The 25,672-nt window shown below is 54.0% G+C and carries 21 protein-coding genes; 3 read left to right on the top strand and 18 right to left on the bottom strand.

The window, feature by feature from the left end; translation table 11 throughout:
- Positions 1-15: 15 nt before the first annotated feature.
- The 6 genes from QW71_RS23915 to QW71_RS23890 form a co-directional block, all read right to left on the bottom strand.
- Entirely contained in the window at positions 16-399 is a 384-nt protein-coding gene (locus QW71_RS23915) for a helix-turn-helix domain-containing protein (protein ID WP_039304848.1), read from the bottom strand.
- 151 nt (positions 400-550) lie between these two features.
- Positions 551-1,945: a sugar ABC transporter substrate-binding protein gene (locus QW71_RS23910; protein ID WP_039304845.1), complete on the bottom strand. Its 1,395-nt coding sequence runs from the start codon at positions 1,943-1,945 to the stop codon at positions 551-553.
- Between the two features lie 91 nt (positions 1,946-2,036).
- The gene (locus tag QW71_RS23905) at positions 2,037-3,698 is read right to left on the bottom strand and encodes a response regulator (RefSeq protein WP_052770151.1); all 1,662 of its coding nucleotides are present in this window, start codon (positions 3,696-3,698) and stop codon (positions 2,037-2,039) included.
- Positions 3,673-5,436, bottom strand: a complete 1,764-nt coding sequence (locus QW71_RS23900) for a sensor histidine kinase (protein ID WP_039304842.1) — start codon at positions 5,434-5,436, stop codon at positions 3,673-3,675. The genes QW71_RS23905 and QW71_RS23900 overlap by 26 nt, the downstream gene beginning before the upstream one ends.
- A 60-nt stretch (positions 5,437-5,496) precedes the next feature.
- Positions 5,497-6,360, bottom strand: a complete 864-nt coding sequence (locus QW71_RS23895) for a carbohydrate ABC transporter permease (protein ID WP_042141795.1) — start codon at positions 6,358-6,360, stop codon at positions 5,497-5,499.
- Positions 6,361-6,405: 45 nt separating this feature from the next.
- Entirely contained in the window at positions 6,406-7,302 is an 897-nt protein-coding gene (locus tag QW71_RS23890) for a carbohydrate ABC transporter permease (RefSeq protein ID WP_039304839.1), read from the bottom strand.
- Between the two features lie 287 nt (positions 7,303-7,589).
- On the opposite strand from QW71_RS23890, the gene QW71_RS23885 reads away from it, so the two are divergent.
- Both QW71_RS23885 and QW71_RS23880 read left to right on the top strand, forming a co-directional pair.
- Positions 7,590-10,157, top strand: coding sequence for a heparinase II/III family protein (locus QW71_RS23885; RefSeq protein ID WP_039304836.1), 2,568 nt, complete (start codon positions 7,590-7,592; stop codon positions 10,155-10,157).
- Positions 10,158-10,422: 265 nt separating this feature from the next.
- The gene (locus tag QW71_RS23880) at positions 10,423-10,743 is read left to right on the top strand and encodes a cupin domain-containing protein (protein WP_039304833.1); all 321 of its coding nucleotides are present in this window, start codon (positions 10,423-10,425) and stop codon (positions 10,741-10,743) included.
- A gap of 176 nt (positions 10,744-10,919) precedes the next feature.
- Here the strand turns inward: QW71_RS23880 and hxlB are convergent, their stop codons facing one another.
- On the bottom strand, positions 10,920-11,477 hold the full coding sequence (gene hxlB, locus QW71_RS23875) for a 6-phospho-3-hexuloisomerase (RefSeq protein WP_039304830.1): 558 nt from the start codon (positions 11,475-11,477) through the stop codon (positions 10,920-10,922).
- Between the two features lie 6 nt (positions 11,478-11,483).
- Positions 11,484-12,116: a 3-hexulose-6-phosphate synthase gene (hxlA, locus tag QW71_RS23870; protein ID WP_039304828.1), complete on the bottom strand. Its 633-nt coding sequence runs from the start codon at positions 12,114-12,116 to the stop codon at positions 11,484-11,486.
- Positions 12,117-12,404: 288 nt separating this feature from the next.
- Here hxlA and QW71_RS23865 point away from each other — a divergent pair, with 288 nt between their 5' ends.
- Positions 12,405-13,784, top strand: coding sequence for an MATE family efflux transporter (locus QW71_RS23865; RefSeq protein WP_039304825.1), 1,380 nt, complete (start codon positions 12,405-12,407; stop codon positions 13,782-13,784).
- A gap of 210 nt (positions 13,785-13,994) precedes the next feature.
- Here QW71_RS23865 and QW71_RS23860 read toward each other — a convergent pair whose 3' ends face one another.
- From QW71_RS23860 to QW71_RS23810, 10 genes are all read right to left on the bottom strand, one after another.
- Positions 13,995-15,320, bottom strand: coding sequence for an extracellular solute-binding protein (locus tag QW71_RS23860; RefSeq protein WP_039304822.1), 1,326 nt, complete (start codon positions 15,318-15,320; stop codon positions 13,995-13,997).
- A gap of 112 nt (positions 15,321-15,432) precedes the next feature.
- Positions 15,433-16,233 carry a response regulator gene (locus QW71_RS23855; RefSeq protein WP_039304820.1) on the bottom strand — a complete coding sequence of 267 codons (801 nt, stop codon included), beginning with the start codon at positions 16,231-16,233 and terminating at the stop codon, positions 15,433-15,435.
- The gene (locus QW71_RS23850; RefSeq protein WP_039304917.1) at positions 16,217-17,992 is read right to left on the bottom strand and encodes a sensor histidine kinase; all 1,776 of its coding nucleotides are present in this window, start codon (positions 17,990-17,992) and stop codon (positions 16,217-16,219) included. The genes QW71_RS23855 and QW71_RS23850 overlap by 17 nt, the downstream gene beginning before the upstream one ends.
- A gap of 610 nt (positions 17,993-18,602) precedes the next feature.
- Complete coding sequence (locus QW71_RS23840) at positions 18,603-18,833, bottom strand: cold-shock protein (RefSeq protein WP_039304815.1); 231 nt, start codon at positions 18,831-18,833, stop codon at positions 18,603-18,605.
- Between the two features lie 196 nt (positions 18,834-19,029).
- Entirely contained in the window at positions 19,030-19,230 is a 201-nt protein-coding gene (locus tag QW71_RS23835; RefSeq protein WP_019914790.1) for a cold-shock protein, read from the bottom strand.
- 280 nt (positions 19,231-19,510) lie between these two features.
- The gene (locus tag QW71_RS23830; RefSeq protein WP_039304808.1) at positions 19,511-19,789 is read right to left on the bottom strand and encodes a hypothetical protein; all 279 of its coding nucleotides are present in this window, start codon (positions 19,787-19,789) and stop codon (positions 19,511-19,513) included.
- Positions 19,790-19,858: 69 nt separating this feature from the next.
- Positions 19,859-20,977 (bottom strand): MBL fold metallo-hydrolase, encoded by a 1,119-nt coding sequence (locus QW71_RS23825; RefSeq protein ID WP_039304805.1) that lies wholly within the window; start codon positions 20,975-20,977, stop codon positions 19,859-19,861.
- A 30-nt stretch (positions 20,978-21,007) separates the two neighbouring features.
- Positions 21,008-21,721, bottom strand: coding sequence for an HAD family hydrolase (locus QW71_RS23820; RefSeq protein ID WP_039304804.1), 714 nt, complete (start codon positions 21,719-21,721; stop codon positions 21,008-21,010).
- A gap of 17 nt (positions 21,722-21,738) precedes the next feature.
- Positions 21,739-23,058: a hypothetical protein gene (locus tag QW71_RS23815; protein WP_152679840.1), complete on the bottom strand. Its 1,320-nt coding sequence runs from the start codon at positions 23,056-23,058 to the stop codon at positions 21,739-21,741.
- Complete coding sequence (locus QW71_RS23810; protein WP_039304798.1) at positions 23,024-25,594, bottom strand: DUF2339 domain-containing protein; 2,571 nt, start codon at positions 25,592-25,594, stop codon at positions 23,024-23,026. Before QW71_RS23810 ends, QW71_RS23815 begins: the two co-directional genes overlap by 35 nt.
- Positions 25,595-25,672 lie beyond the last annotated feature (78 nt).

Below are 25,672 nucleotides of genomic sequence, written 5' to 3'. Positions count from 1 at the left end.
AAATCTATATGAATTTCATTTCATCGATCTGTCGCGGTCAGGGTCATCTTTCCAAATGACGTTCTCCCCGTAATTCTTGCCCCAGTCATACATCATGCGCAGCACAGGCATCAGCGTATGCCCATACTCCGTCATAGAGTATTCTACTCTCGGCGGGACCTCAGCATACACCCGCCTGAATACCAGCTGATCTTCCTCCAGCTCACGCAGCTGATTGGTCAGCATTTTCTGGGTAATATGCGGAATCAGCTTCTTTAGCTCGCTAAAGCGCTTGGTCCCTTCCAGGCCCAGGTGCCACAATATGATAAGCTTCCATTTGCCGCTGATGACAGCAAGCGTAAGCTCCTTCTCGCAGTTGATTTCCTTCAGATTGATACGGTCTTTAATCTCAGTCGCCAATATAAGTCCCTCCTTTCGTTCCTTAATATCATACTACAATACACCCGGGGACTGCACACCGCCAGAAGACGCCCTGGGGCAGACCCCATATATACGTAACAGACCGCTGGCCTAGGGCCAGCGGTCTGTATGCTGCATAAGAGTATTATGGTTATTCCTTGACCAGGCTTCCCTGCAGGCTGGCTGCACTGAAGTCCGGCTGGGCTTCAATCGTAGTGTCGCCTGCAGCTTTGGCTTTGTCCAGGGCGGCGTTATAACGTGTGTTCAGATCCTGAAGATCCTTGTCCAAATCTCCGCCGGTAAAGATATATCTGTTGAACACATCCATCTTCTTCGTTCCTTCCAGACGTCCTTCGGTAGCTGTGAATGGAGTTGCCGGATAGATTCCGTCATACTTGGTTGGCAGGAAGTCTTCGATTCCCGGGATATCCGGAGCTTTCGCTGCGGCAGCAACAGAAGGAATAACAGAAACCCCGTATCCGCCTTCCTGGTATGCGATCTGTACCTCATCGCTGTACATCCACTCGATAAACTTCCAGGCGGCCTCTTTCTGCCCGGAGTCTTTGCTCATCGCCAGATAGCTGCCGGAGATGACCTGGCTGGCGCCGTTCTGCTGGCCGTCCACGGTTGGTGGCAGTGCTGCCGCCCAGCGGATTTCGGTCGGGAATTGAGTTTTGTACACACTAGGCTCAACAGAATGGTTGAAATACATCCCGATTTTACCTTGAGCGAACTGTGCCCGCAGGGGATCAATATCAAGCGATTCCGAACCCGGCATCATGCTGCCGTCCACTACGATCTGCCGCAGGGCTTCAAGCGTCTCCTTGTACATGCCGAAGTCGAACTTAGCGGTCTGGAAGTTAAAACCTTCCGTTCCTTCTGTCTTACTGAGGGTTGTGATCGGATGGGCAATGCGTTCAAACCCGCTTCCGCTCTTGAAATTACCGGCGAATCCGTAAGCACCGCTGTCTTTACCCGCCTCAGTAATCTTCTTGGCATCCTCCACCATTTCAGCAAGTGTAGTTGGCGGCTCTGCAATCCCGGCCTTCTCGAACAGATCGACGTTATAGATCAGGCGCCAGAACTGGCCAATATTCGGCAGGGTGTAGATTTTGCCGTCAACCATATTCTTCTCATTAATGAGCACGCTCTCGAACCGGCTCTTCATTTCCGGCGCGATATAGCTGTCGAACGATTCCAGATACCCTTTCTTGACCCAGGCCGGTACATTGCCTGTATCCACGCGCAGAATATCCGGGGCCTGTTTACTGGAGAAGGCGATATCCACCGACTGGGCGTAGTTGTCAGCCATCACCTTGAATTCAATATCAACATTAGGATTAAGCCCCTCGTACTCACTGATCTTCTGCTCAATGAAATCCGAATCATGACGGTCGATGGACCAGTAGACCAGCTTGGTTTGCTCAGCGGAGGTATCCCCGCCCTCTGCCTTTGTATTATTTGAAGCGGTTGACGAGGAGCATGCAGCCAGCGATCCTGCCAGCAGCAGCGAAGCTCCAGCCAGCATCCATTGATTTCTTTTCATCTTGAAACCCTCCCTTTTCTTTTTGTAATCGCATTCATTTCATATAAAAATTATAGAATGACTGCGGGGTTGTAAGTGAAGGAGAAAACAACTATTCAGGGGAGACGAAATCACTGTTTCCGCGCTGCACCTCCGAAGTGTATTTGGAGCGGAAGTCGGTCGGCGTCATGCCGGTATATTTCTTGAACAGCTCGGTGAAATAAGGACGGTCCTCATAGCCCAGCGAGATGGCGATATCCTGAACCTGCATGCCCTCGAGCACCCGTTCCTTGGCCTTCTCCATTCTGCGGCTGATAATGTACTGGGCGAGTGTCATCCCCATTTCCTTCTTGAACAGATTGGAGAAATAGCTGGGGCTGAGATGAACCTCCCTCGCACAATCGGCAACCGCAAGGTTGCGGTGCAGATTCTCGTTGATGTAGGCGATGGCACGCTCCACCAGCACACGCGCTTCACTGAACTGGCGGATTTGTACATAGGAGCAGCCCTGGCGGCAGAATTCCCGGATCTGCCCCCGCAGCTCCTCGAATGAGGCGGAGGTATTCATATCGGCCAGCTTTTTCTCCAGCAGCTTGACCTCCGCGTCTGAAGCTTTGTCGGAGAAGACACGGTGGATGGAATGAGCCAGCTCCAGGCACATCGTCTTGACGATCGCCGGATCGGGCAGCACGGGGGCACTAAGCCACTCATTCCAAATATTGTCCAGCTGTTCCTCTGCCTTAGCCAGATTAGCCGAACGCAGGCAATAGAGCAGCTCCTTCTCCTTGTCAAAAGAGTATCTGGGCAGCGCGGCATCCCTCTCCGGCGATTCCACATAGCGGTATACACTGTTCCCGCCGGTCAGGAATGTATTGGTCAGCGCAGACAGCGCCTGGGCGTAGGAAACCGATAACTGACCAGCCTCCTCCACTTCCCCGCCGAGTCCGATAGACACGGTCTGGTACGTATGCCGGCAGACATTCTCCCGGCATTGCTCGGCCAGCTGCTCCGCATCAAGCTCCGCCGGGGGATTCATAACGATAATGAACTGATTAACATGCTCGCGGAACACGAGACCCTGCGTGTACCCGCCAATCGTCTCCTCCAGAATGTTCTGCACCGCGAATCGGATCAGCTCAACCTCAGAGACCGCCAGGGCAGCCGTACGCTCGGCAAAAAAGTCGATCTCCGCCACCATTACACAAAAGTCGCGGCTGTTCATTGTAATCGCATAGAAATCCCACTGCTGGCTGCGGTGCTGCTGCCTGCTGCCGTAACGGATCAGGAGACGCATATACTCCTGACGCAGATAGGGCATGCTCTCCCGCAGCTTCTGCTCCATTCCCCGCATCTGTTCAGCCTGCGAGCGTTCACGCTCCAGCACCTCTTTGGCCTTCAGGACAGATTCAAGCACCTGCGGCTTGGTAAAGGGCTTGACGATCAGGTCAAAGGCCCCGAGCTTCACCGCCTCCTGGGCATAAGAGAAATCCGAATAACCCGTCAGGAAGATCAGCTTGATCCCCGGCTGCTCCGCCAGAATCATCCTCATCATCTCCAGCCCGTCGGTGAATGGCATCCGGATATCGGTCAGAACAATATCCGGACGGTGTTTGCGGATCTGCAGCAGCCCTTCTTCTCCGTTGGCCGCCGTTGCAGCGACGGCGATCCCGTGCTCCTCCCAGGGAATCCGCTGGGACAAGCCCCGGACCACAGCCGGAATATCATCTACAATGCATATTTTTACAGGTTCAGCGTGGCTCAGGATAAACTCCACCTTCCATTGGAATTGAGAGAACCGCTTCAGTCTCTATGTGTGGACGGCTGCGGAAGGTTAAAGAGGCTTCCTTGCCGTAATATAACTGCAGGCGGCTGCAGATATTGGTCAGGGCATATCCCCCGCTGCCGGCCGGCTCTTTCAGCCGGGCATTCAGCTGCTCCGCATCCATGCCCGACCCGTTATCAGCCGCCCGGATCACGAGATGCTGCGCCTCTATTGCCACAGAGATCGTAATCATGCCTTCGCCCCGAAGCTCCTTCAGCCCGTGCAGAATGGAATTCTCCACAAGGGGCTGAATAATAATTTTAAGGACAGGCAGCTCCAGCAGCTCCGCTCCAGCAGTTATCGTATATTCGAATAGGCCCTCATAACATTGCTGCTGGAGATTCAGGTACTGGCGGACATGCTCCAGCTCCTTACCCAGTGTCGTAATCTCCTGCCCGTTGTTCAGGCCCAGCTGGAACAGCGCGGACAGGGAAATCACCATCCGCTTCACATCTTCATATTCGTCCATTTCGCATTTCCATAGGATTGTATTGAGCGTGTTATATAAAAAATGGGGTTCAATCTGCGCCTGCAGCGCTTTGATCTCCGCTTTGCGCTTTTCCTTCTCCGTATCCCTGACCTCAAGAATCAGCCCGCCGATCCGGTCGAGCATCTGGTTGAATTTGCGGCCCGCCTCCCCGATCTCATCCTGGAACGGACTCTCGAAGCGGGCATCCAGATCCTCATGCTCCACCCGCGACATCGTCTTCTGCAGCTTCAGCAGCGGCCCGAGCAGCAGTGCCGAGAGGTACCTCGCCAGCAGCAGCGCGATTACAATGCACACGGCCATAATCATCAGCACCAGCCACTGAATGCTGCGCACAGGCTGAAGAAGCTCCTCCTTCGACTGGTAGCTGACCAGCAGCCAGTCCCCCGCATACCGCGAATCTGCGTAGCTGACCAGCATCGTCCCGCCGCCCGCAGAATATTCGAAATTGCCGCTGTCCGCCTGAAGCAGCTTGTTCATAAATACCTCTGAGCGGGACCAGTCCGGCCGTTCCTTATCTCCGAAGACACTGGCTCCGCCCTTGTTGATCAGCAGAAACTTGGCACTGCCGAGACTCGCGCCTCCGCTGACGGTATCCTCCAGAATGTCCTCTTTCACATTAACGGTCAGGAAGACATCGGGCACATAGCTCTCCGTCAGCGGCTGCAGCAGCAGGGAGATCACATGATGACTGCCGGCGAACAGCTCGTCCTCATGGCTCTCAACCCAGTTCGATTCCGGATTATCCTTGATCCGCTGATACAGCAAAGACTCCATAAATGGAGTCGCTGTTCTGCGCAGATTGCCGGCGGAGTAGAAATCCCCGTCCGGTGTACTGACCAGGATCGATTCAATGGAGTTCTCTGTCAGCTCCGCCTGTGTGAAGGGGCCCTGCAATAAGGAGAAGTTGGCAAAGAAACGGTCGGTATTATCCGCTTGTATATCCCGCATCGTCTGCTTATACGCTTCACTCAGCATCATGGTGGAGGACGCCACAATGATCTGCTTCAGCTTCTGGTCCAGCACATTAACGGACTGGTTCAGCACATTGCGGTTCAGGTCGATGGAGTTGCGTTCCATGGCCCGCGAAGCAATCGAATAGGCCCACAGGCCAGTGACCGAGATACAAAAGACGGTCAGCCCGGTGAATGTCAGCCATATTCTTTTCTTCAGCGAGGTCCGGTACAGCCAGGCCTTCAGCATGATTACACATCCTTCGTTAAGACTGGCTGCCGTTGGACCGCCGCGTTAGCCTTAGCCCGCTTAGCCCTTCACGGAGCCCGCTGTCATCTGCATGAATGATTTGTTGGCAAAAATATAGACAATGATCATCGGCAGCATCGACAGGCATGCGCCGGCAAGCATTAATTGGGGCTGTGCCGCATCACCGACACCATATTTCAACCCGGCCAGGCCTACGGTGAGCGTCTGTAATCCAGGCTGCGTCATCGTAAATACCAGCGGCAGAATGTATTCATTCCAGGCGCCGCGGAAGGTCCAGAGCGCTGTGACCCCAAGGGCCGGTGTCAGGAGCGGCAAGATAACACGAAAGTATACGCTATAGAAGTTGCAGCCGTCAATAAACGCCGCCTCATCCAGTTCCTTCGGGATTGCCCGCACAAAACCGATCAGCATGAAGAATGCAGTGGCATGACCGCTGATCAGGATGATGATGACGCCCCAGAGCGATTTTTGCAGATTCAGTGAGACCATGAGATCAAACTGGGGACGCAGCACGACAGCACCGATGGAGATGAACAGGGTGCAGGACTGAATAACCACATACAGGCGCTTCCCGTAGAAATCCACCCTAGCTACCGCATAGGCAGCCATCGTTCCTATCAATAAAGTCCCTAACGTCGTAAAGGTGCTTATAAATACGCTGTTCCAGGTAAACCTTGCGAAATTAGCGGATGTCCAGGCCTGCGCATAGTTATCGAAGATCCATTCCTTCGGCAGCAGGGTAGTACCCGTCGTCAGCTCCAGATTAGATTTAAGCGATCCGAAGAACGCCAATATGATGGGGAATAACGCAAACGCTGCTACGATCAGCAGGAAAATCCACAACAGTACCCGGGACAGCAGCGCCTTGTTCTTTAAGGAACGGCTGGTCTGCGCCGAAGCCATTTTCGTTTCCGCATGCATTGTGCTCACTGTTCATTCTCCTCTCTTTTAGTAGATATCATTCAGTTTCTTGGATACATAGAAGTAAATCAGGGTAATGATGCCGACGATAACCGCCGTAGCAAATCCGACCGCGCTGCCGTAACCGAACTGCTGGATGCTTGATCCTCCGCTGGATACCGGGAAGAACAATTTATAGAGATAGAGATACATGACTTCCGTCTTGCCGTAAGGACCGCCCTCGGTAAGCACCATGATGCTCTCGTAGCCCTTCAGGGATACGGTAATCGCCAGCATGATGATCATCTGCAGCACAGGTCCCAGCATCGGAACGGTAATACTCCACATTTTGCGCAGCGGCCCCGCACCGTCTAGGGAAGCGGCTTCATACAGATCCTCCGGAATATTCTGCAGCCCCGCAATAAAGAGCAGCATATAGTTGCCGACCGCGCCCCAGATCGCGATAATAATTGCCGTGACCAGGGCATGCTTGGCGCCCAGCCAGTCTATGGGAGCGGATACAATTCCGGCCCCCATCAGCAGCTGATTCACCATTCCGTTGTAGGAGTTGAAAATAACGTAGAACACAATCGCCATTACCGAAGCACTGATTACGGTAGGCAGGAAATAAATGGCCCGCAGCAGCTGGCGTCCCTTCAGGGCGCGGTTGAGCACTACAGCCAGCACAAAGGACAGCGGGATCGTAACGATCAGCTTGCCGCCTGCGTAAACGAAGGTGTTCACCACTGACTGCCAGAAATCCTTATCCCGCAGCAGGCGCTCGAAGTTATCCAGGCCGATGAATAGCGGTGTGCCGAAACCCTGATAATCATAGAACATGTACTTCAATGCCCAAAAGACGGGATACACCCCAAAAATCAGCGTCAGAATCAAACTGGGTGCTACAAAGGTCCAGGCGTTTATTTGCCGTTTCGTTCCATTCATTGATTGTTCCTCCTGTCTATTCGGCTCGCGTTTCTTTCCTTAATCATAAATCCCGCTGTGCAGACACAGTTAGGGAGAAAGCGACTGCGCTAAGGGGGAGAAATTCACTTTTTCATGAAATCGGGCTTCAAAGCCGGGGGCCCTGCCTTGAAGGGTGATTTCAGTTGCTTTGTCCCCTCTCCTCCCTCCGTTTACCCATCCCGGGTCCCGTCCCCGGGCAGCTATACTTATGGTAGAAATTAAGTAAGTTTAATTAATGAACTCGCATTCACAGGGAGGCCGCAAATTTGCCAATACATTCATCTAATCATGGCACCGCCGGTGTTGGCCCCTTCGGCGGCTATGACCAGGAGCAGCAGAAGAGGCTCCGCGCCAGAATAGAGCAGTATCCGGCGATCTCGCAGGAATATGTAAGACAGCAGCAGCTGTCCGCACAATTCTCCGCACGCGAAGAAGCGGTCCCGCTTAGCCGGCTCGGTGTATTCCGGGTGGAGCCGTTCGTCTTCAAGGTTCCCGCCCAGGCCGCTTGCCTGCAGCTGTCCGTACAGGTCCGGGGGCAGGGCGTTGCCCGGATCGGCGGTGTACAGCTGACGCATTCCCAGCTCGGCCTGCCGGTGACGCTGATTAATGGCAGCTTCCGCCAGGCGCTGAAAGGCTGGACGCAGGAGCCGGGAAGCGGCAGCAGAGTGGCGCTTGAACGGCTGGCCGGGGGCGGAAGCGGACTGCAGCCTTCCGGCGTCACTCCGGCTGGAGGTGCGCAGGAGGAGGATGTGCTCTGTGTACGCATCAGCAATGAAGCGGAGGAAGGCATTACTGTGCTGCGGTACGAAGAACGCCTGCCGGTAACCGCAGGCGATTATTACGGCATCCAGACGGAGCTCAGCCTGGAAGCTCCGCTTGGCAGCGGCGGCGTATGCACTGGAGTTACGTTCCTGGACGAAGACGGACAGCCGCTCGGACCGGAGCAGTCCGGACCGCCCTTCAACCGGCCCACGCTGACCAACTGGGCTTATCTGCTGGAGGCTGCCGGTGCTGACGCCAATCTGTATAAGGTAAGCGGTGAAGATCATTATGCCGCCCGGGCGGGGCGCAAGCTGCAGTACATGCTGGCCGATATGCGGCAGGGCATGGATATCTTCCGCCGGGACGGCTGGCATGATGATGACATCTACGGCGCTGTGCATATCGGGCGCGGACTGGCTGCCGTCTCGGTCATCTATGACCAGATAGCCGGAAGCGGAGTTTTAACTGCCGGAGAAATAGAGGTGCTGCACTCCGATCTCCGCTATATTACGGCGATGATGATGGACACTGCCTACTACCGGTTCGATCTGGAGACCTTCCCTGATGAGAAGGGCGGCAAACGCAGCAACTGGAATGCAGACCGGGCGACCGGGCTTGGTGTCTATGCGCTGCTCTTCCCGCAGGAGCCTGAGAGTGCTGGCTATCTGAAGCATGCCTGCTCCGTAGTAGACTGGCAGCTGGCGGAAGTAGTGGATCAGGAGGGGGCCTGGCCGGAGAATGTGCGTTATCACGGCGCCGTGCTGCACCGGTATTTCCTGTTCTTCGTGCTGCTGAAGCAGCGGCAGGGAATGGATTACTTCAGGCACCCTAAGGTAAAAGCGATGTACCGCTTCCTGATCGGCATCGTCACCGCAGAGGACATCATCCAGGGCGGTCACGATGCCGGACCTGTTCTGCTGACTCCTGCCGTCGGCGATGCCAATGTACAGGAGAAGTGGTTCCGCCTGCTCGGCTACGCGGCCCCGTTCTATGCAGAGGAAGATCCGCAGCTGTCGGCAGAAATGGTCTGGACCTGGAAGCACGGCGGCGCACCGGTCCAGGATACCGGAGCTTTCCCGCTGCCGCTGGTCGCCCTGCTGTATCCACGGCCGGATCTGCCGGAGCAGCAGCCCGCCCTCCGCTCTGTGCATTATCCCGGCATCGGCTACGTCATCTTCCGCAGCGGGGAGCAGAACCTGCGGAACTATGCCATCTACGAGGCTTCGCCGCTGACCTATCACGCCCATCATGACGAAGGCCATTTCTCCATCTGGGCAGACGGGGTTCCGCTGACGCTTGATGCCGGAACCGGCGGTTATTACAACGGGGACCGGCACTGGTATGTATCAGGCGCGGCGCATAATATCGTCCAATTTGCTGATGGTTCAGGCGGCTATGCTGACGGTCCGCTGCAAAGCGTCTGCCGGGAGGTCATCTTCACAGAAGAGCTGGATTATGTCAGAAGCCTGATCCCGGATACACGTGCCGGTGAGTATGAGCGAAATTTCCTGTATATCAAGGCAGGCTTTGACGCTTATCTGGTCTGGGACCGGATTGAGGGCGGAACAGACAGCGTATGGAATCTGCATACACTTAGTACCGGGGCTGAGATCACAGGGCAGGATATTGAGGTAGCAGCTTTAGGCGGCATGCGGCTTCTCGCGCATATCGCCGAACCGGCCGCACCGGTAATCACTGCCGGAGAAGGTGCCGTAGGCGGGGCCTATCCGCTGGCGGCGCAGCAGCATTTCCGGGTGCATGGCAAGGCGGGCGAAGACTATGTGGTGCTGCTGCATCCACGCCCAGCAGCAGCTCCCCCGCTGCGGCTGGAGCCGCTGCTGTGCGAAGACGCCGGCGGAGGTGTGCGGGTATATAAGATTTCCCGCGCAGACGGTGCATGGTGCGTTGCCGCCATCAACGGCTCAGGGCAAAGCCGCCGCGTCCGTATTCCCGGCGGCGTCCCGCTCCGGGTACTCGGCACGGAAGGTGCGGAAGCAGAGAGCGGCGGACACGGGGCGGACGATACCCTGATTCTTAAGCCGGGAATGATTCAGATTGCCGTTCCGCAATAAGGAATTTCCCGATTCATCCGCTATTTGCGGCCGGGCTCCAGTACCTTCTATAAAATCCTGCACGGAATACAACATTTTCTTGAAAATATCTGCCCAAATCCAAAAGTGTTGTATAAAAGGCAGCATTTCGTCCCGTTCACGCGGCTTGGCAGAATTATTCTTGCAGTTTCTACAACAATTCTCCCGAACACCCGGCTATCAAGGAAGCATTATTGCACAACGTACAACATTTATGCCTACAGCACTTATAAGGAGGAAATAAAGTATGAGTAATCTAGGAGTATGGGAACCGGCCGAGCCGGGCGTCAAACGCTGCATTCTGAATGCGGCAGCCAGTCTGATGATGATGGAGGTTCATTTCGAGGAAGGCGCCGAGGGCTACGAGCACAGCCATGTGCATGAGCAGATGAGCTACTGTCTGCGCGGCAGCTTCGTCTTCCGCATCGACGGCAAGGAATACGCCTTGTCCGCAGGCCAGAGCATAGCTATTCCGCCTAACGCCAAGCATGGAGTGACTGCGCTTGAAGCCAATTCGGCGCTGCTCGATGTGTTCACACCGATCCGTGAGGATCTGCTTAAGCGTTAAGCTGAATGCAGGTGCCGGGCAGGCACATCCCGCCTTTCACCTGCCATAATAGACAGTGCTGCTGCCAATTCCGGCAGCAGCATCAACATTAGCTTCAGCAGCGCCACCACCGCCTGACATCTTTAAAATGCAGACAGCCTGCCCGGAAGTTCCGGACAGGCTGTCTTTACGTTACGTTATTCCAGATTCGCATGTTTGCCGAACATCTTGCCGGTGGTCTGCCCCGTCTGCTCCATCATCCGCAGGATGACGGCATCGTAGAATACCAGCAGCGTCTGCTCAAACAAGGAAGCCATCGGCTGGATCGTAGCATAGCTCCCGCCTGTCTGATCCTTGGGCGAGCCCGGCAGCTTGACGATATAATCAGCTAGACGCCCCAGTGACGAATCCGGGGTGACGGTCACGAGCACTACAGCTGCGCCGATCGCCTTGGCTTTCTCCGCCATGGATACCAGCCCCTTGGTCTCGCCGGAGCCGGAGCCCAGCACAAGCACATCGCCGGGGCCGATCCCCGGGGTGACCGTCTCCCCGACGACAAACGCAGCCTGCCCGGCTTGCATCAGCCGCATCGCGAACGCCCGGCCCATCAGGCCGGAGCGGCCGGCGCCGGCTACAAAGATCTGCCCGGAGCACAGCAGCAGCTCCGCCATGGCTTCGCCTTCTCCGGCGTTCAGTCCGGAGACCGAGCCCTGCAGCTCCTTCACAATTTCCTGTGCGTAATCCAGCGTATCCATAGCTGCTTAGGCCTGGCTTACAAGGCGCTTCATTTCCGCCGCAGCCGCTCTCTGATCCGCTTCGCCGGTAATTCCGCCGCCCACGATCACCAGATCAGGATTCGCAGCAATCACTTCAGGCAGCGTGCCCAGTTTAATTCCTCCGGCAATCGCTGTTTTTGCTTTTGTAACCACACTCTTAATCGCTCTCAGATCCTCGAAGGAATTCTTGCCTTCTGCCTGATGATCATATCCGGAGTGCACACAGACATAGTCAACGCCAAGTGCATCCACTTCCGCGGCTCTGGCCTTCAGATCCTTCACGTTGATCAGATCAACCAGGATTTCTGCGCCGGTCTTCCTGGCTTCTTCCACCGCTCCACGGATCGTTGAATCATCGGACACGCCAAGCACGGTAACGATTCCCGCTCCCGCTTCTACAGCTTTCATCACTTCATAGCCGCCGGCATCCATGATTTTGAGATCGGCCAGGACCGTGAGTGCCGGAAAAGCGTCCTTGATCGCTTTTACCGCATGCAAACCTTCATTAATAACAACCGGTGTTCCAATTTCCACGATATCTATAAATTCGGCTACTTCCGCAACAATGGCCTTGGCTCCCGCAATATCCACCAGATCGAGTGCTAGCTGTAATTTCATAGGTTTAGAATCTCCTCGTCGTTAATATATTTTAGTAAGTGATGTACTAAGTTTAGGGATATACTGCCGATAAGGGAAGTAGGCACTTTATTGTGATGTAGTTACCTGAAGGATACTATTGGGCGGGGGCCGGGCTGTCTGTTGCGTCTTTTTGAAAATGAAGGTTGATTTTATTTAGGATTTTCTTAAATTTACTGCATTTTCACAAAAGCTGTGCTACCATACATTAGATTTACAAATTCTCCGGCGGCAATCCTATTTTAACAACAAGAAGGTGTACGGTTTATTATGGAAGAAAGCAAACCTAAAGAGTTCAATTTAATTAAGCTGACCTGGCCGATTTTCCTCGAGCTGTTCCTGTTTATGCTCATGGGGAGTGTAGATACATTCATGATCAGCTCCGTATCGGATGATGCAGTCTCCGGTGTCGGGGCGGCCAATCAGATTATTGCCATAGCCATTCTCGTGCTCAGTGTTATCGGGAACGGTGCGGCCATTGTCGTGTCGCAGTATCTCGGTTCCAGGCAGCCCAAAGAAGCAGCCAAGGTAACGGGCAATGCCATAACGCTCAATCTTGCGGTCGGAATTATTCTGAGTACAATTCTGCTGCTGTTCGGAGGAACGCTGCTGACGGCACTGAATGTGAAGGGCGATATTCTCGTCTATGCCAAATCGTATATGCATATTGTCGGGGGCGGAATCTTCCTTCAGGCACTGCTGAACGCCCTGGCCACCACCATCCGGACGCACGGGTTCACGAAACAGACCATGGTAGTCTCTCTGCTGATGAACGTGATCCACGTCGGGGGCAATTATCTGCTGATCTTCGGACATTTCGGACTGCCGGCACTCGGTGTCGAAGGCGCAGCCATCTCAACGGTTGCCAGCCGCCTGATCTGTCTGGTCCTGTTCTTCCTGCTGCTCTACCGGATTATGGAGGTGCGGGTCAAATGGACCTATTACATCCATCTCTCCAAAAAATATGTGCTGCAGATTCTCAAAATCGGCATCCCGTCCGCTTTTGAATCGGTGATCTATCAGTGCTGCCAGCTGGTCTTCACTTTATACATCACTTATCTGGGTGCTGAAGCCATGGCTACCCGCCAATACGCGCTGAATATCTCCAGCTACATCTTCCTCTTCAGCGTAGCCGTATCCATGGGCACCTCGATTATTGTCGGCCATCTCGTGGGCGCAAGGCGGCCTAAGGAAGCTTACTCGCGGGTGTTCTCCAGTGTGAAATGGGCGCTGCTGGTCACCGTAATTATGGACGCGATAGTTATTCTGTTCCGCATACCGCTGATGGGCCTGTTCACGGATAATCAGACGATTATAACTATGGGCGCCCAGGTCATCCTGCTCAGCTTCTTCCTTGAGACCGGACGCACCTGCAACCTGGTCATTATCAACTCGCTGCGCGCTTCCGGCGATGCCAAGTTTCCGGTCTACATGGGCCTGATCTCCATGGTCTGCATGAGCCTGCCGCTGGGCTATTTCCTGGTATTCACGCTTGATCTCGGTCTGGCCGGAGTCTGGCTGGCCACTGCATTCGATGAATGGGTGCGGGCGGTCATTATGTACTTCCGCTGGAAGAGCAGAGCCTGGGAGAAGCACGGCCTGATCCAGCATGAACCTGCAGAACCGCTGAGCGCTGCGCCGGCGCATTAATCTGCGGCAACAAACAGGCGGTTCACCCTGGTCTCTGCGATTGGGGCGGGCCGCCTTTTGAATACATAATCCTATTCACTTGGCAGGAAGGATGAGGAAGACTATGACAACACGTCTGACTGCCTTAATCATCCGACTCCGCAAATAAGGGATGCCCCGGCCGTGTAATCCGGCTAATTGGCATCCCTTTGTGATAAGGTCGTACGCTTATCAGGTTCCTTTGGCTACAGCTTCTTTATGCTTGGCCGCGAACTGCTCAGGTGTAATCGCTTTGCCGAACAGCGCCTGAATCATATCCAGATGGACCTGGGCAGCGTTCGGCTTCATCTGTATATCAGCAAACAGGGTGATGCTGCTCGCATGGTTTAATTCATTCAGCAGTTCGACATACAGCTGCGGCAGCTCTTCATTCGTGGTATCCACTTTGGTCGCCGGAATTACACCTGCACTGGTTACAGAGGCCTCTCCCCATTTGTATACGAAATATTCGACAAATGCTTTCGCTTCTTCCTTAACCTCGGAAGCTTCGGCTACGAACAGTCCGACACCCGGACCGCCAACCCAGCTGTTGATATTGCCCTTTCCGCCTTCCACAGTCGGGAATTTGAAGAACCCTACCTTATCTTTGAAGTCTTGCGGAATCTCCGGATTCGTTGTGAAGTTGGGAAGCTCCCAGGTACCCGTCAGATACATTGCCGCCTTCTCATTCAAGAATTCCGATTTGCCCTCATCATTGGATAGCCCGTTGAAACCGCTGTTGAAGGTGTTCATATCCACCAGCGTCTGCACTTCAGCCGCAGCCCGGACCAGGCCGGGATCATCGAAGTAGCTTGTCCCCTTCGTTGCGCGCTTCAGTGTATCACTGCCGGCGATACGGTCAGCAAGGTACATGTACCATAGCGAGCCGGTCCAGCGGTCCTTGTTGCCAAGGGCAACCGGAGCCACGCCATGATGGGATAACGTTCTTACCACTTGCTTGAACTCTTCGTACGTAGCAGGCACCTGGAGATTATATTTTGCAAAAATATCCTTATTATAGTATATCGGTGAAATGTTCAGCTCAATCGGCAGTGCGTAGGTCTTATTATCGACCACATAGGCTTCAGTAGTGCCTGTTACGAATTTACCCTTTAACCGCGTACCATTCAGGATGTCATCCAGCGGAGCGAATAATCCGCCCTTTACATAAGGCTCCATGAAGCCCGCTGCCCAGGTGATTCCTACATCCGGCAGGTCATTCGAAGCAGAGAGCACCTTCAGCTTATTCTTGTACTGTTCATTCTCCAGCACGCCCTGCTGGATTATAATATTAGGATTCTCTTTCTCGTATTCCCCGATGATCTGGCTAACCAGCTTATTCTGCTGGGCGGAGAGGCCAGCCGGCCATAAGTGCATCATATGAATCGTTATTTTTGGGGCCGAAGCATTGGTGGCTGCCGCCGCACTATTATTATCCTGTGTAAAGCTGCAGCCGGTCAGAACAAGGGCCAATGTAAGTGTCAGGAACAGTCCCTTGGTTATGTTATTCCTCAACATTGCTATAGCCTCCCATTTCACATTACGCGGCCTGATGTAATCGCTACCAATCAAATTCTAGCATCGTACCCGGAGGGATATAAGACTACACTTATTGGCTAAAATTCCACATTTAATGGATTTCCTGCGATCCGCCCTTCATTTTATGCCTATACCGGCTTGGGCTTAACTGTTCCAGCGACTTAAACACCTTAATGAAGTACTTATCCGTCCGATAGCCTACCCGCTCCCCGATCTCCCCTATAGACAGTGAGGTCTGCAGCAGTAATTCCTTAGCCCGCTGAATTCGCAGACGTGCCAAATATTCGCTGAAGGATACTCCGGCCTGCTCCTTGAACAATACGCTGAAGTAGCTGGCATTCAGATGGATGAGTCCGGCTACCTCTGCCATTGTCAGCTGTTCATGCAGGTGCTGCTCCACATAGGCGATCGCTTCTTTGACCGGCTGTCCCATTCGTGCCTGATCCGGGTCAATCTCCATCAGCTTATGATCCACCAGCTTCTCCAGCTTCACGTGGCGCTGCTGCTCTTCCTCCCGCTTCAGCGCATCCTCAACCACCGACAGCAGCTCGGACTTGTCCAGCGGCTTAAGCAGGTAGTTGACCGCCCCCAGCCGCATAGCCTGCTGCACATAATCAAATTCGGCATAGCCGGATATGACAATAATAACGGGCTTCCAGGCTGACTCCTGCAGGGAACGGATCAGATCCAGTCCGCTTACTTCGGGCATGCGCACATCTGTAATCAGCAGATGGACCCGCTCCTGCCGCAGCCGCTCGCGCGCCTCAACCCCGTTGTCGCAGGTCTCCACGGCATACCGGCCTGCCGCCCATACTTCCAGCGTCTGCTTGATGCCCTGCCGTGTTCTCGGTTCATCATCCACGATCAGAATCGTCCTATTGCTCAGGCTCATAGGTATATCCTCCATTGCTTGGAATTTCAAAAGTAATAACGGTCCCTTCGGATAACCTGCTCTCAATTATCAGACCCTCCGACTTGATGCCCTCTTCCCCGTAATACAGCTTGAGCCGCCGCTGCACATTCACCAGGCCGACCCCGTTGCCTTTGGCGGAGATCGGCGGGCCGCCCTCCAGTGTATTGCGCAGCGCCCGCAGAGTATCCTCATCCATGCCGGGCCCATTGTCGGATACCTTCACCGAGGTCCAGCCGTCGCGTGGCGATGGGGTAATCGTAACCTCCACACTGCCGCTGCCGACACGGCTCTCCACTCCATGAAGAATGGCATTCTCCACAATCGGCTGAATCAGCAGCTTGGGTACCGGAACAGCAGCCTCGCTCGGGTCCAGCACAATATCCCAGGACAGGCGCTCGCCCATCCGCATCTCCATGATCTTCAGATAACGCCTGATCTGTTCAACCTCTTCACTAAGTGCAACCCACTCGTCTTTATTATTGGGACGGCCAATAATATAGCGGAACAGCCTGGACATTACTACGACCAATCCGGCCAATTCCTCCTCCCCCTTTTCCTCAAGCGACCAGTTAAAGGCTTCCAGGGTGTTGAACAGAAAATGAGGGTTGATCTGCGCCTGCAACGCTTTGAGCTCGGTCCGGCTCTGTAATACTTCCTTCTCGTAGACAACCCGGATCAAATCATTCATATTGGCCACCATGCCGTTATAGGTATAATTCAGCTCCCGCAGCTCCATCGTAGATACCTTCTGCGAGTTGGGCGTCAGCACGCCTAAGCGCGATTTGCGCATGGCCCGGATCAGATGGATAATCGGCCTCGTGATCATCGTTGACAATAGAAACGACATGATCAGGAAAAGCAGGGCTCCCAGCCCCCCTGACAGCAGCAGAACCGTCCGCAGCACAGATAATCCCTTGGTGACATAGCTGACAGGGGTCAGCACAAGCAGTGTCCAATTGGTCTTGTCCGAGCGCAGCTTAACCTGTACATACTCCTTGCCGTGAAAGCTGACCGTCTGGTCCACACTTTCCAGCAGCGGCAGCAGGTCCGCCTCCGGTGTTTCACTGCTGCCCAGGAGCCGGCCTTCATCATTCACCAGCAGCACAGACTCGCCTCCGTCACTGCCGGAGATCGGATCATCCAGTTGGAAGTAGCTGCGCTGGATGCGTGCCATCAGATACCCTCCCCGCGAGAACCAGCGGTCCATGAGGCTAACCTGGCGGATGGCCAGCAGGCTCTGGCTGTCATGCGGATCGACGCCGATCCAGACCAGCCGCCCTTTCTGGATATTAGCCTCGCTGATGTAAGGCTCGTTGATTCTCGTCCCCAGACTGCCGTCCTTAATCGGGAAGAGCAGCCGGTAATCGGCGGTATACAGCTCAAGAGACCCTACGCTCGGCATATACGCCTGATAGCTGGAGATAATCTGCAGCAGCGACTGCCGCTGATTGAATGACACTTCATTGCCGTTCAGCTCCTCCAGCAGCAGCTGCTGCACCGTAGGATGATTAGCCACCTGCTCCATCAGGCTGTCAATCTGGCCAATCAGCGCATTCAGCCGTCCGTTCGCCTGAACCGCCGTCTGCTGGATATGCCGCTCGGCATTATTTTTGAGCAGAATAGATACCCGGTCATACACAAACGCCCCTGAAACCAGAAGAATGATTAGCATAACCAGCACGAAGCCGATGAATATTTGATTGCGCAGCGTGTTGAGTTCTTTGAATCTCTGAAACATCGGAATTCCTTCTTTCCTTGGCAGCGTTTCCAACTCTATTCTCCAAAAGTCCCGGGGTTTGTCAAGAGAAATCGTTGCCCGGCACAGGGCAGCAAAGAGCCCTTAAGCAGAGCTCCTTGTTCCAGGAGCTGTTTAAGGGCTGCAGCAGAAGGGACTAGATGAACATTATCGGAGTGATCCACTCCCGGTCCAGGGCTATCCACAGTAAAGCCAGCAGGACGGCGCAGATGCTGTACATCAGTACCTTCCGGCGGGTGGGCTCCAGGTAAATGTCCAGAATAAAGATTATAATTGCTATAGCAGGTACGGCAACAAGCAGAACTGGATTGCGATATTTAATATTTATTGTATTCAAGATAATCATAACCAGAAGAAGAAGCCTAAGATATTTGTTCATAGCCACACCACGACCCCCTTGCTGTTGAGACGATTTTCCAATTATGTATTCTTCATCCTCATCTCTAATATCCCTTGATTCCCCGCTATTGTCAACCCCGGACACCCATCCGCTGCCAGGACAAAAAAAATAGCCCGTTCCCCACAGGGAACTGACTGCTATGGTGTTGCTGCTATAATCTGATTCTGTACAGAGCGTTCAGGAATTGGCAGATTACCGGATGGTAATGCCCTTCTTGATCGCCTTCATGTCAAAATTCGTATTCACAAGCATAGGCAGTATCTTCATGCTTCTGGTCATCGGCGAGTTGCATTGCCAGCAGGTAGGGACATATTGGAAGGCGAAGTTGTCGCGCATCCACCCGGAGCAATCTTCCTTAGTGCAGGACCAAATGGCTGTGTCTTCTTGCGGAAGATCCTCCAGCGCTTTTTTACGAAAATACATAAGTACCCCTCCTAATAGCTTTGTTAGCATATACTTCCTGAATCGGTTCTTACAAAGCTCGCTTCGGAAGCATACCCTTCGAATAAAGACATATTTCCAGCCCAACCGGACTGTTATGGCAGGATGGTAGCTTGTTCTGGCCTGTTCAAAAAAAAAGCTGCCCTCAACTTGTGTTAAGGGCAGTCTATTTTTAATACTACAGTTTTACAACGTTTTCGGCTTGTGGTCCACGAGCGCCTTGAGTTACGTTGAACTCAACGCGTTGGCCTTCGTCCAAAGATTTGAAGCCGTCGCCAGTGATTGCGGAGAAGTGTACGAATACGTCGCTTCCGCCTTCAACCTCGATAAAACCGAAACCTTTGTCTGCGTTGAACCATTTTACTGTACCTGTTTGCATGATATTACCTCCAAGTTTTATTTAACACATGTCCTTTTATTCCTACGTATTGTACGAACAAATAAAAATTCACACATTGGAAAAGGATTCATACGCACAAATGATAACCTTTTACAATATGTGAATTAAGGGTTAAATTTATGATTAACTTCATTGTAGCACATTAATTCTCTAAAAGCAAAGGATTACTTAAAATTACTTAAAAATAAGTGAAATTATATCGTAGCCGGCGCACGGTGCTCCATGAACAACCGCACCGCGCACCCGGCAGCTGCAGGGTTTAGTCGATATATCCGGCCAGTCCCTTGTCCATCAGATAGTCCATCTCCGCATCGAGAATATTCTCTACGGTCAGCTCGTCCAGCTTAACATCGCGCTGCGCAGTAACATAATCGACCAGATCATCATTATCAATATCAATCTCGCCCTTGGCATTGGCCTTGGCTTTGTTGATAAAGGCCTGCTCGTGCTTCAGCACCAGCCGGATCACGGCCGGATCAACCTTCGTCTGTGCAGACAATACTTCCACCAGTTCCTGCTCATTCACTTCATTACTCATATTCGTTAGTCAGCTCCTTGGCATTTATGCACAATGATTGTACCACAAGTCCCCTCAGGCCGCGCAGCCTCATCTCCACCAGGGAAGAGCAGGATACTCCGCAGCTCCGGCCACTACAGTCTCCCCTATTCTTGGTGTAGCCAGCCGTACCCCTTTAGCTGCAGCCGCAGCTGCGACGCGCTCCACCGGATCGGTCCAGTCATGCATCGACAGGGTGAAGGCTCCCCAATGAACCGGAATAAGCAGACCTCCCCGCACATCTATATGTGCTTCAACCGTCTGCTCCGGCAGCATATGGATGTCGGCCCAGCGCGGATCGTATTGGCCGCATTCCATCAGCGTGAGATCGAATGGGCCATACTTGCGTCCAATCTCGGCAAAATGCGGCCCGTAGCCGCTGTCCCCGCTGAAGAAGAGCTTCGTATCCGCTCCTTGGATTATCCATGAACACCACAGTGTGGTGTTGCGGTCCAGCAGACTCCGGCCGGAGAAATGCCGGGCCGGCGCGCTGGTAAAGGTCAGGCCTGCATATGCAAGCTCATCTCCCCAGTCATGCTCGCGGATCTTCTCTCCGCTTACCCCCCAGCGGCGCAGATGGGCGCCGACACCGAGCGGCACAATGAACAGGCCTACCTTATCCTTAAGCTTGCGGATGGTGCCGTAGTCCAGATGATCATAATGATCATGGGATAGCACAACCGCATCAATCTGCGGAAGCTGGGAAATCTCCAGCGGCAGCTGCTTGCTGTAACGGCGGCGGCGGCCGCCGATGAACGGAAACGGGGACGGCGCATTCCCCAGCATAGGGTCCAGGAACAGTGTAACCCCGTCCATCTCCAGCAATACCGCTGAGTGGCCGAACCAGGTAACACGGGTGCCCGGGCCTTGCCCGATGGATGCAGGCGGCAGGGGCAGCGGCTGCAGGGGCTCGGCCGGTCTGGACCGGGGATTGCCTTTAATGAAATCCTTCAGAATGGACAGGCCGCCACCACCAGCTCTCTCGCCGATGAGTTCAGCCGTCTGCGGATAGGCAAATTTGCCCTTGCTATAATTAAGCGAGCGGCTGTTCAGCGCCTTTTCCTGCTTCCCTGCCCTCCGTCCAAACGCCGGATAGAGGGTCATAAGCAGATACGCCGCTGCAACAAGTACCACCAGTGAAGCTGCAATATCAATAACAATCAGAGTCATGCGGTAAGCCTTCTTTCTGCCAGTTCATTTCTACAGGCTCCAGCCCGGAATTTTGCGCAGATCCCCATCCCAGATCTGCACCGTGCTCTTCACCGGAACGTTATCCGGAGAGGAAGCTGTATGAATATAACACGAATCAATGCCGATCGTGTCCGCTCCGGCAATATCCGTACGCGGATCGTTGCCGATCATAATTGCCGAACTTAGCTCGGCACCATAGTTATCTGCTAAATACCGGTAAAATAGCGGGTCCGGCTTGCTTATGCCGGCTTCGGAGGAAATGGCTATCCCATGGAATAAATGCAGAATGTTCAGCATGGTTAATTCTGCCTCAATGAAGGTCTTCTGGCCATTCGAGAGCAGATAGACCTTCTTGCCGCGCGACCGCAAGGTCCGGAGAATCTCCGGGACTCCGTCATAGAGCGCGATATGGTTCATGGATAAGGTCCGCAGCCAGCGGACAGTCTCATGCAGCCAGGCCTGCCCGGGATTCCCCCCTAAGTCGCGGGCCACGGCACGGAAGACCTCTTCCATGACGAAATCGGGAAACTGGCATTTCTGTGCAGCGGCTTGAAGCTGACGGTCACGCTCCGCAAGGAAACGGGACTGCAGATCCGCCCCTGCCGTGCGCAGCCCGTGATAGCTGAAATGAAGCGCCAGCCTCTCCCATACCTCCGGATGCTCTTCATCTGTCTCAATATCAATTAAGGTTCCGTATAGGTCAAAAATATAAGTCTGGTACATAGATCCGGCATCCCTTCCTATTTAGTCCGGCCCAGCTTACGGGCCACGATGAGAATAAGCAGCAGGGAGACCGCGATAATAATAAGGTTGAATCCCCATTCACTCTGGAACCATCCGCCTTGTGCCGGAGAATCTGACGGTGCCTCAGGAATCATATTCTCTGCACCAAGCGTAGCTGTAACCCGCTTGTCCCCGGCAATCTGGTCTTTGAAATTAATAATATCATACTGCGGAGCAAGTGCCAGGGCATTGCCGTAGATCAGCGAATATGGTCCCTGCTCCTGCTCTCCTCCCGCAAAGACAAGGCGGTCCACCAGATATTCTATTTTCAGGCCGGTAATTGAAATCGGGGCATCATCCAGATTATAGATTATAATCCGCAGGGCTGCGGAGGAGGATGCGTGAAGCGGCTGGATGTCCGTCCGTGAAATCCGGGTATCCTTGAAATCGAGCCGGTACAGCTCCCCGCTGCCCGCCACCGGCAGCCTTATACCGTCACTGTCATACAGCTCATACCGCCGCGAGAAATTCCCGGTGCTGCCGAGTGTCAGCCTGGCAATCTTCAGCCGGTCCTTGTTGCTGATGACGATCTCAGTGCGGTTCTCCACCTGGCCGATCTCATACTGCGGCGCCTTCTGCCGCATGAATCCGGCCATCTTCACCTCCCGGCTGCTGTCCACCAGGGTCAGGCCGGGGAAATCCAGCCCCTCCGGATTACTCTTTACCACGAGCCGGTAAAAGCTGAACTTGTAGCTGCCTTCCAGCTCAATGCTGTCCGCACTTAACCCGTTCGTAGCGTACAAATCCCCTTTGGCCAGCGGTTCCCAGGCATTCCCGTCATAACCTCCCCACACCTCTACATGCTTCAGGAAAGACTCATCAGGAAGCTCAAACACCAGCTTGTTTCCCTGAATATCCACATGCTCGGCAAGCGGTGTAATCCGGTAATCCAGCAGGGTGTCCGTCCCTTGATCCGCCCGGCGGATCAGAATCGATGAATAGGCGGTGCTGCGCTCCTCCACCGTTCCCTCTCCGCTCTCCAGATAATAAGGAACCGTCTCGCCGGTGCTGCCGGTAATACGCAGATCGCGCAAATCCTCCGCTGCCGAGCCATACACGCCTTCGTCCAGATATACCTCATAATAAGGGGCCGGCCCAGGAATTCCGATGGCCCGCGAGAACTTCCACTGCCCGCTGTCAGCCTTCTCCGCCAAGCCAGCCGCTGCCGCTGCCGTACCCTGCGCCGGATAGGCGGAGGTGAACAGCAGCAATCCTCCCAGCCCCGCGAGCAGCACTGCCGCCCTAGCTCTCCAACTGGTCTTTCTCTGCGAGCGCATAGGCTTCCTCCATTCTGGCCGATATCCGCTGATAGAGATACGAAATCCCCAGCAGGCAGAGTCCGAAGCTGAAATATGCGATGATCTTGCTGCCGGTGTTCAGCAGGGTCAGATCATAGAGCAGCAGCTTGCCGGTTGCCAGCAGTGACAGGCCCAGTCCGAAACGGCGGATGTACAGATACCGCTTGCGGAAGCCGTACATAATGAACAGCACCGAGAGCAGCAGGTAGACCAGACTGAAAGCCAGTCCGCCATCATGCAGCCGGATCTGCACACCAAGGAATGCAGTAATCATCACCAGCAGATAGATACCCATAGCCACCGGAACGAGCTCTATATTCTTGTAATCGCGCAGGAGCGTTGTCCGCAGCAGTCTTCCGCCGCTGAACCACACGAACAGATTGAAGAGAATAAGCAGACCCAGCACCAGAAGATCTGCCCCGGAGCTTCCGGACAATCCGCCTTGCAGGCTGGGCAGACCCAGCGTGATACCGATGCAGATAGCATAAGTGATCCCGTACATCAGCATAACCATGTAGCCGACCACCGCATCATAGAGCACCTTAACCTTCGGCAGCACATAGGCAAGGCCGGCCGTGAGCATGGCTGCCAGCAGCAGCTTGTAGAATGTACTGTGTGCCATATCTTCCGGAACTGCCCGGTCGTACAGACGTAAGGCTTCATACACCAGATATACATAGAAATTCAGGATCGCCGCATATTTGAACCAGACTACACCCTGCACCTCGGCAGGTGAGCTGCGGAGCAGAATCTCCTCCCGGGAATGGCGGACCGCATAGAACAAGGCTACCGTAACCATCCCCGCAGTAATAAAGGTGTATTTCAGCTCAAAATACGGATTGCTGTAGATGACCACAGGGCTCAGCTCGGATATCCGCAGCAGTCCGTCGATGCCGAAGAACGTCCCCAGGCAGAGCAGGAGAATCCCCCAGCCCGAGCGTTCCACTGCCTTGAAGCGGTACAGCTGGCCGTAGACCGTCAGAACCACTCCCTCAATCAGCCAGCCGATGGACCACCAGGCCGTTCCTAACTGGAACGGGATCATCAGTACGGCAAAGGTCAGAGAGGTGGCGTAGAAGAGCAGCCTGCTCTCCCGTTCCTGCGGCATCCGCTTCTCCAGCAGAACACCAAGCCCCAGGTACATCAGACAGAAGAACAAGGCAAGCGCGCCTTTGAACTCGCCCAGACCTGCATCCAGGAAAAGAATATACAAGGTTGCGCAGCTGATGGCCGTATTGCAGCCCAGCAGGCAGAAATCCAGCCAGCCAAGCTTCGACTTGTATTTGAACGGGTACCAGAGTGTGATGCCCAGATACATGACAAAGGTCAATATAGCGCAGAGCATGCCCGCTGCACTGCTGTCCGACAGATTAATCAGCAGCAGCATGGATGGTATATTAAACAGGAAGCTGATGTAATTGACAATAACCCAGCGCTTGCGCAGGGAGACCAGCAGAATGAGCAGGTTCAGCACGAACAGATACCCCATAGCCGCGTACACTGCACTGCCTTCCAGCCCGAACGCCCCTATATAAGAGAACAGCGGCAGATAACCCCCGACAAGCCCCATGGAACAGATCGTCCTCGACTCATAGCGAAGCGATAACAGCACAGCGGATAGAGTGACCAGTACGGATAGACCGATCCCGGCCCATAAACCGATAATCTCCAATAAAAAATAGCTGTAAAAGATCGAGCCGTAGAGTACGGATACCCCGCCTCCGATCAGACCCAGGGCAAAGGCTCCTCTGCCTTTGCGGAACAGCCACTCGCCGCCGCCCAGCATGATAGCGCCGAACAGAAAGAAGGCGCTGCCCTTCATATAATCATTGAACCAGGTGGAATAACTGTATCTGAATCCGGCCCCCACTGCCAGAATCAGCAACAGAATCCCCAGGCGGTTGATCCAGTTCAGCCCGATCTTCATTTCAATCCGGTTCTGCTTGCGGCGGCGCAGCAGAGTCTCCTCACTGACCCCCTCAGCGGCAAAGACATCCATACGGCTGTCAAGCGTCCCTGTCAGTGACTGCTCCACCTCACGCTGCCGCTTTCTGCGCAGGAGAATACTCTCATTCAGCCTCCCTTGCACTTCTCCCAGCATGGCGGCTATCTGCGCCTGGTCTTGCCCCAGCTCAGCTTTGGCACGTCTGAACGTGACATCAATACGCTGCCTGGTCTCCAGCTCGAAGGAAGTCAGCCTGTCGAGGTAGGTATTATTCTGCGAGCCAAAGTAGGTCTGCAGCTTCTGCCGCGATACCCGCAGAATGCCCAGCTTCTCATCCAGAATCTGCTCCGTCAGTGCCGTCCGCAGCTCGGAGTTATCCTGCCGCAATATTGAAGCCTGAATTTTCAGTTCCCTGAGGATCAGCTTGTTCTCTTCATTCTCCTTCTTCAGCGCTTCATTCTCATGAACCAGATCGCTGCTCTCATATTCCTCAATCAAAGCCTGGTATTCTTTCAAAAGCCCGTCCTGCTGCTGCTGTACAGCCCTCAGCCGATCTCTGAAATCCTCCATAGCGCCCCCCAGTGCCTGCTATCAGCAATTGTTAATATTTTCATTTTACTATATCTGCCCAGGTAATCCAGTGCAACA

The sequence above is a fragment of the Paenibacillus sp. IHB B 3415 genome (genome assembly GCF_000802655.2).
Taxonomy (GTDB): domain Bacteria; phylum Bacillota; class Bacilli; order Paenibacillales; family Paenibacillaceae; genus Paenibacillus_AQ; species Paenibacillus_AQ phytohabitans.
This window is presented reverse-complemented; position numbering and strand designations above follow the sequence as displayed.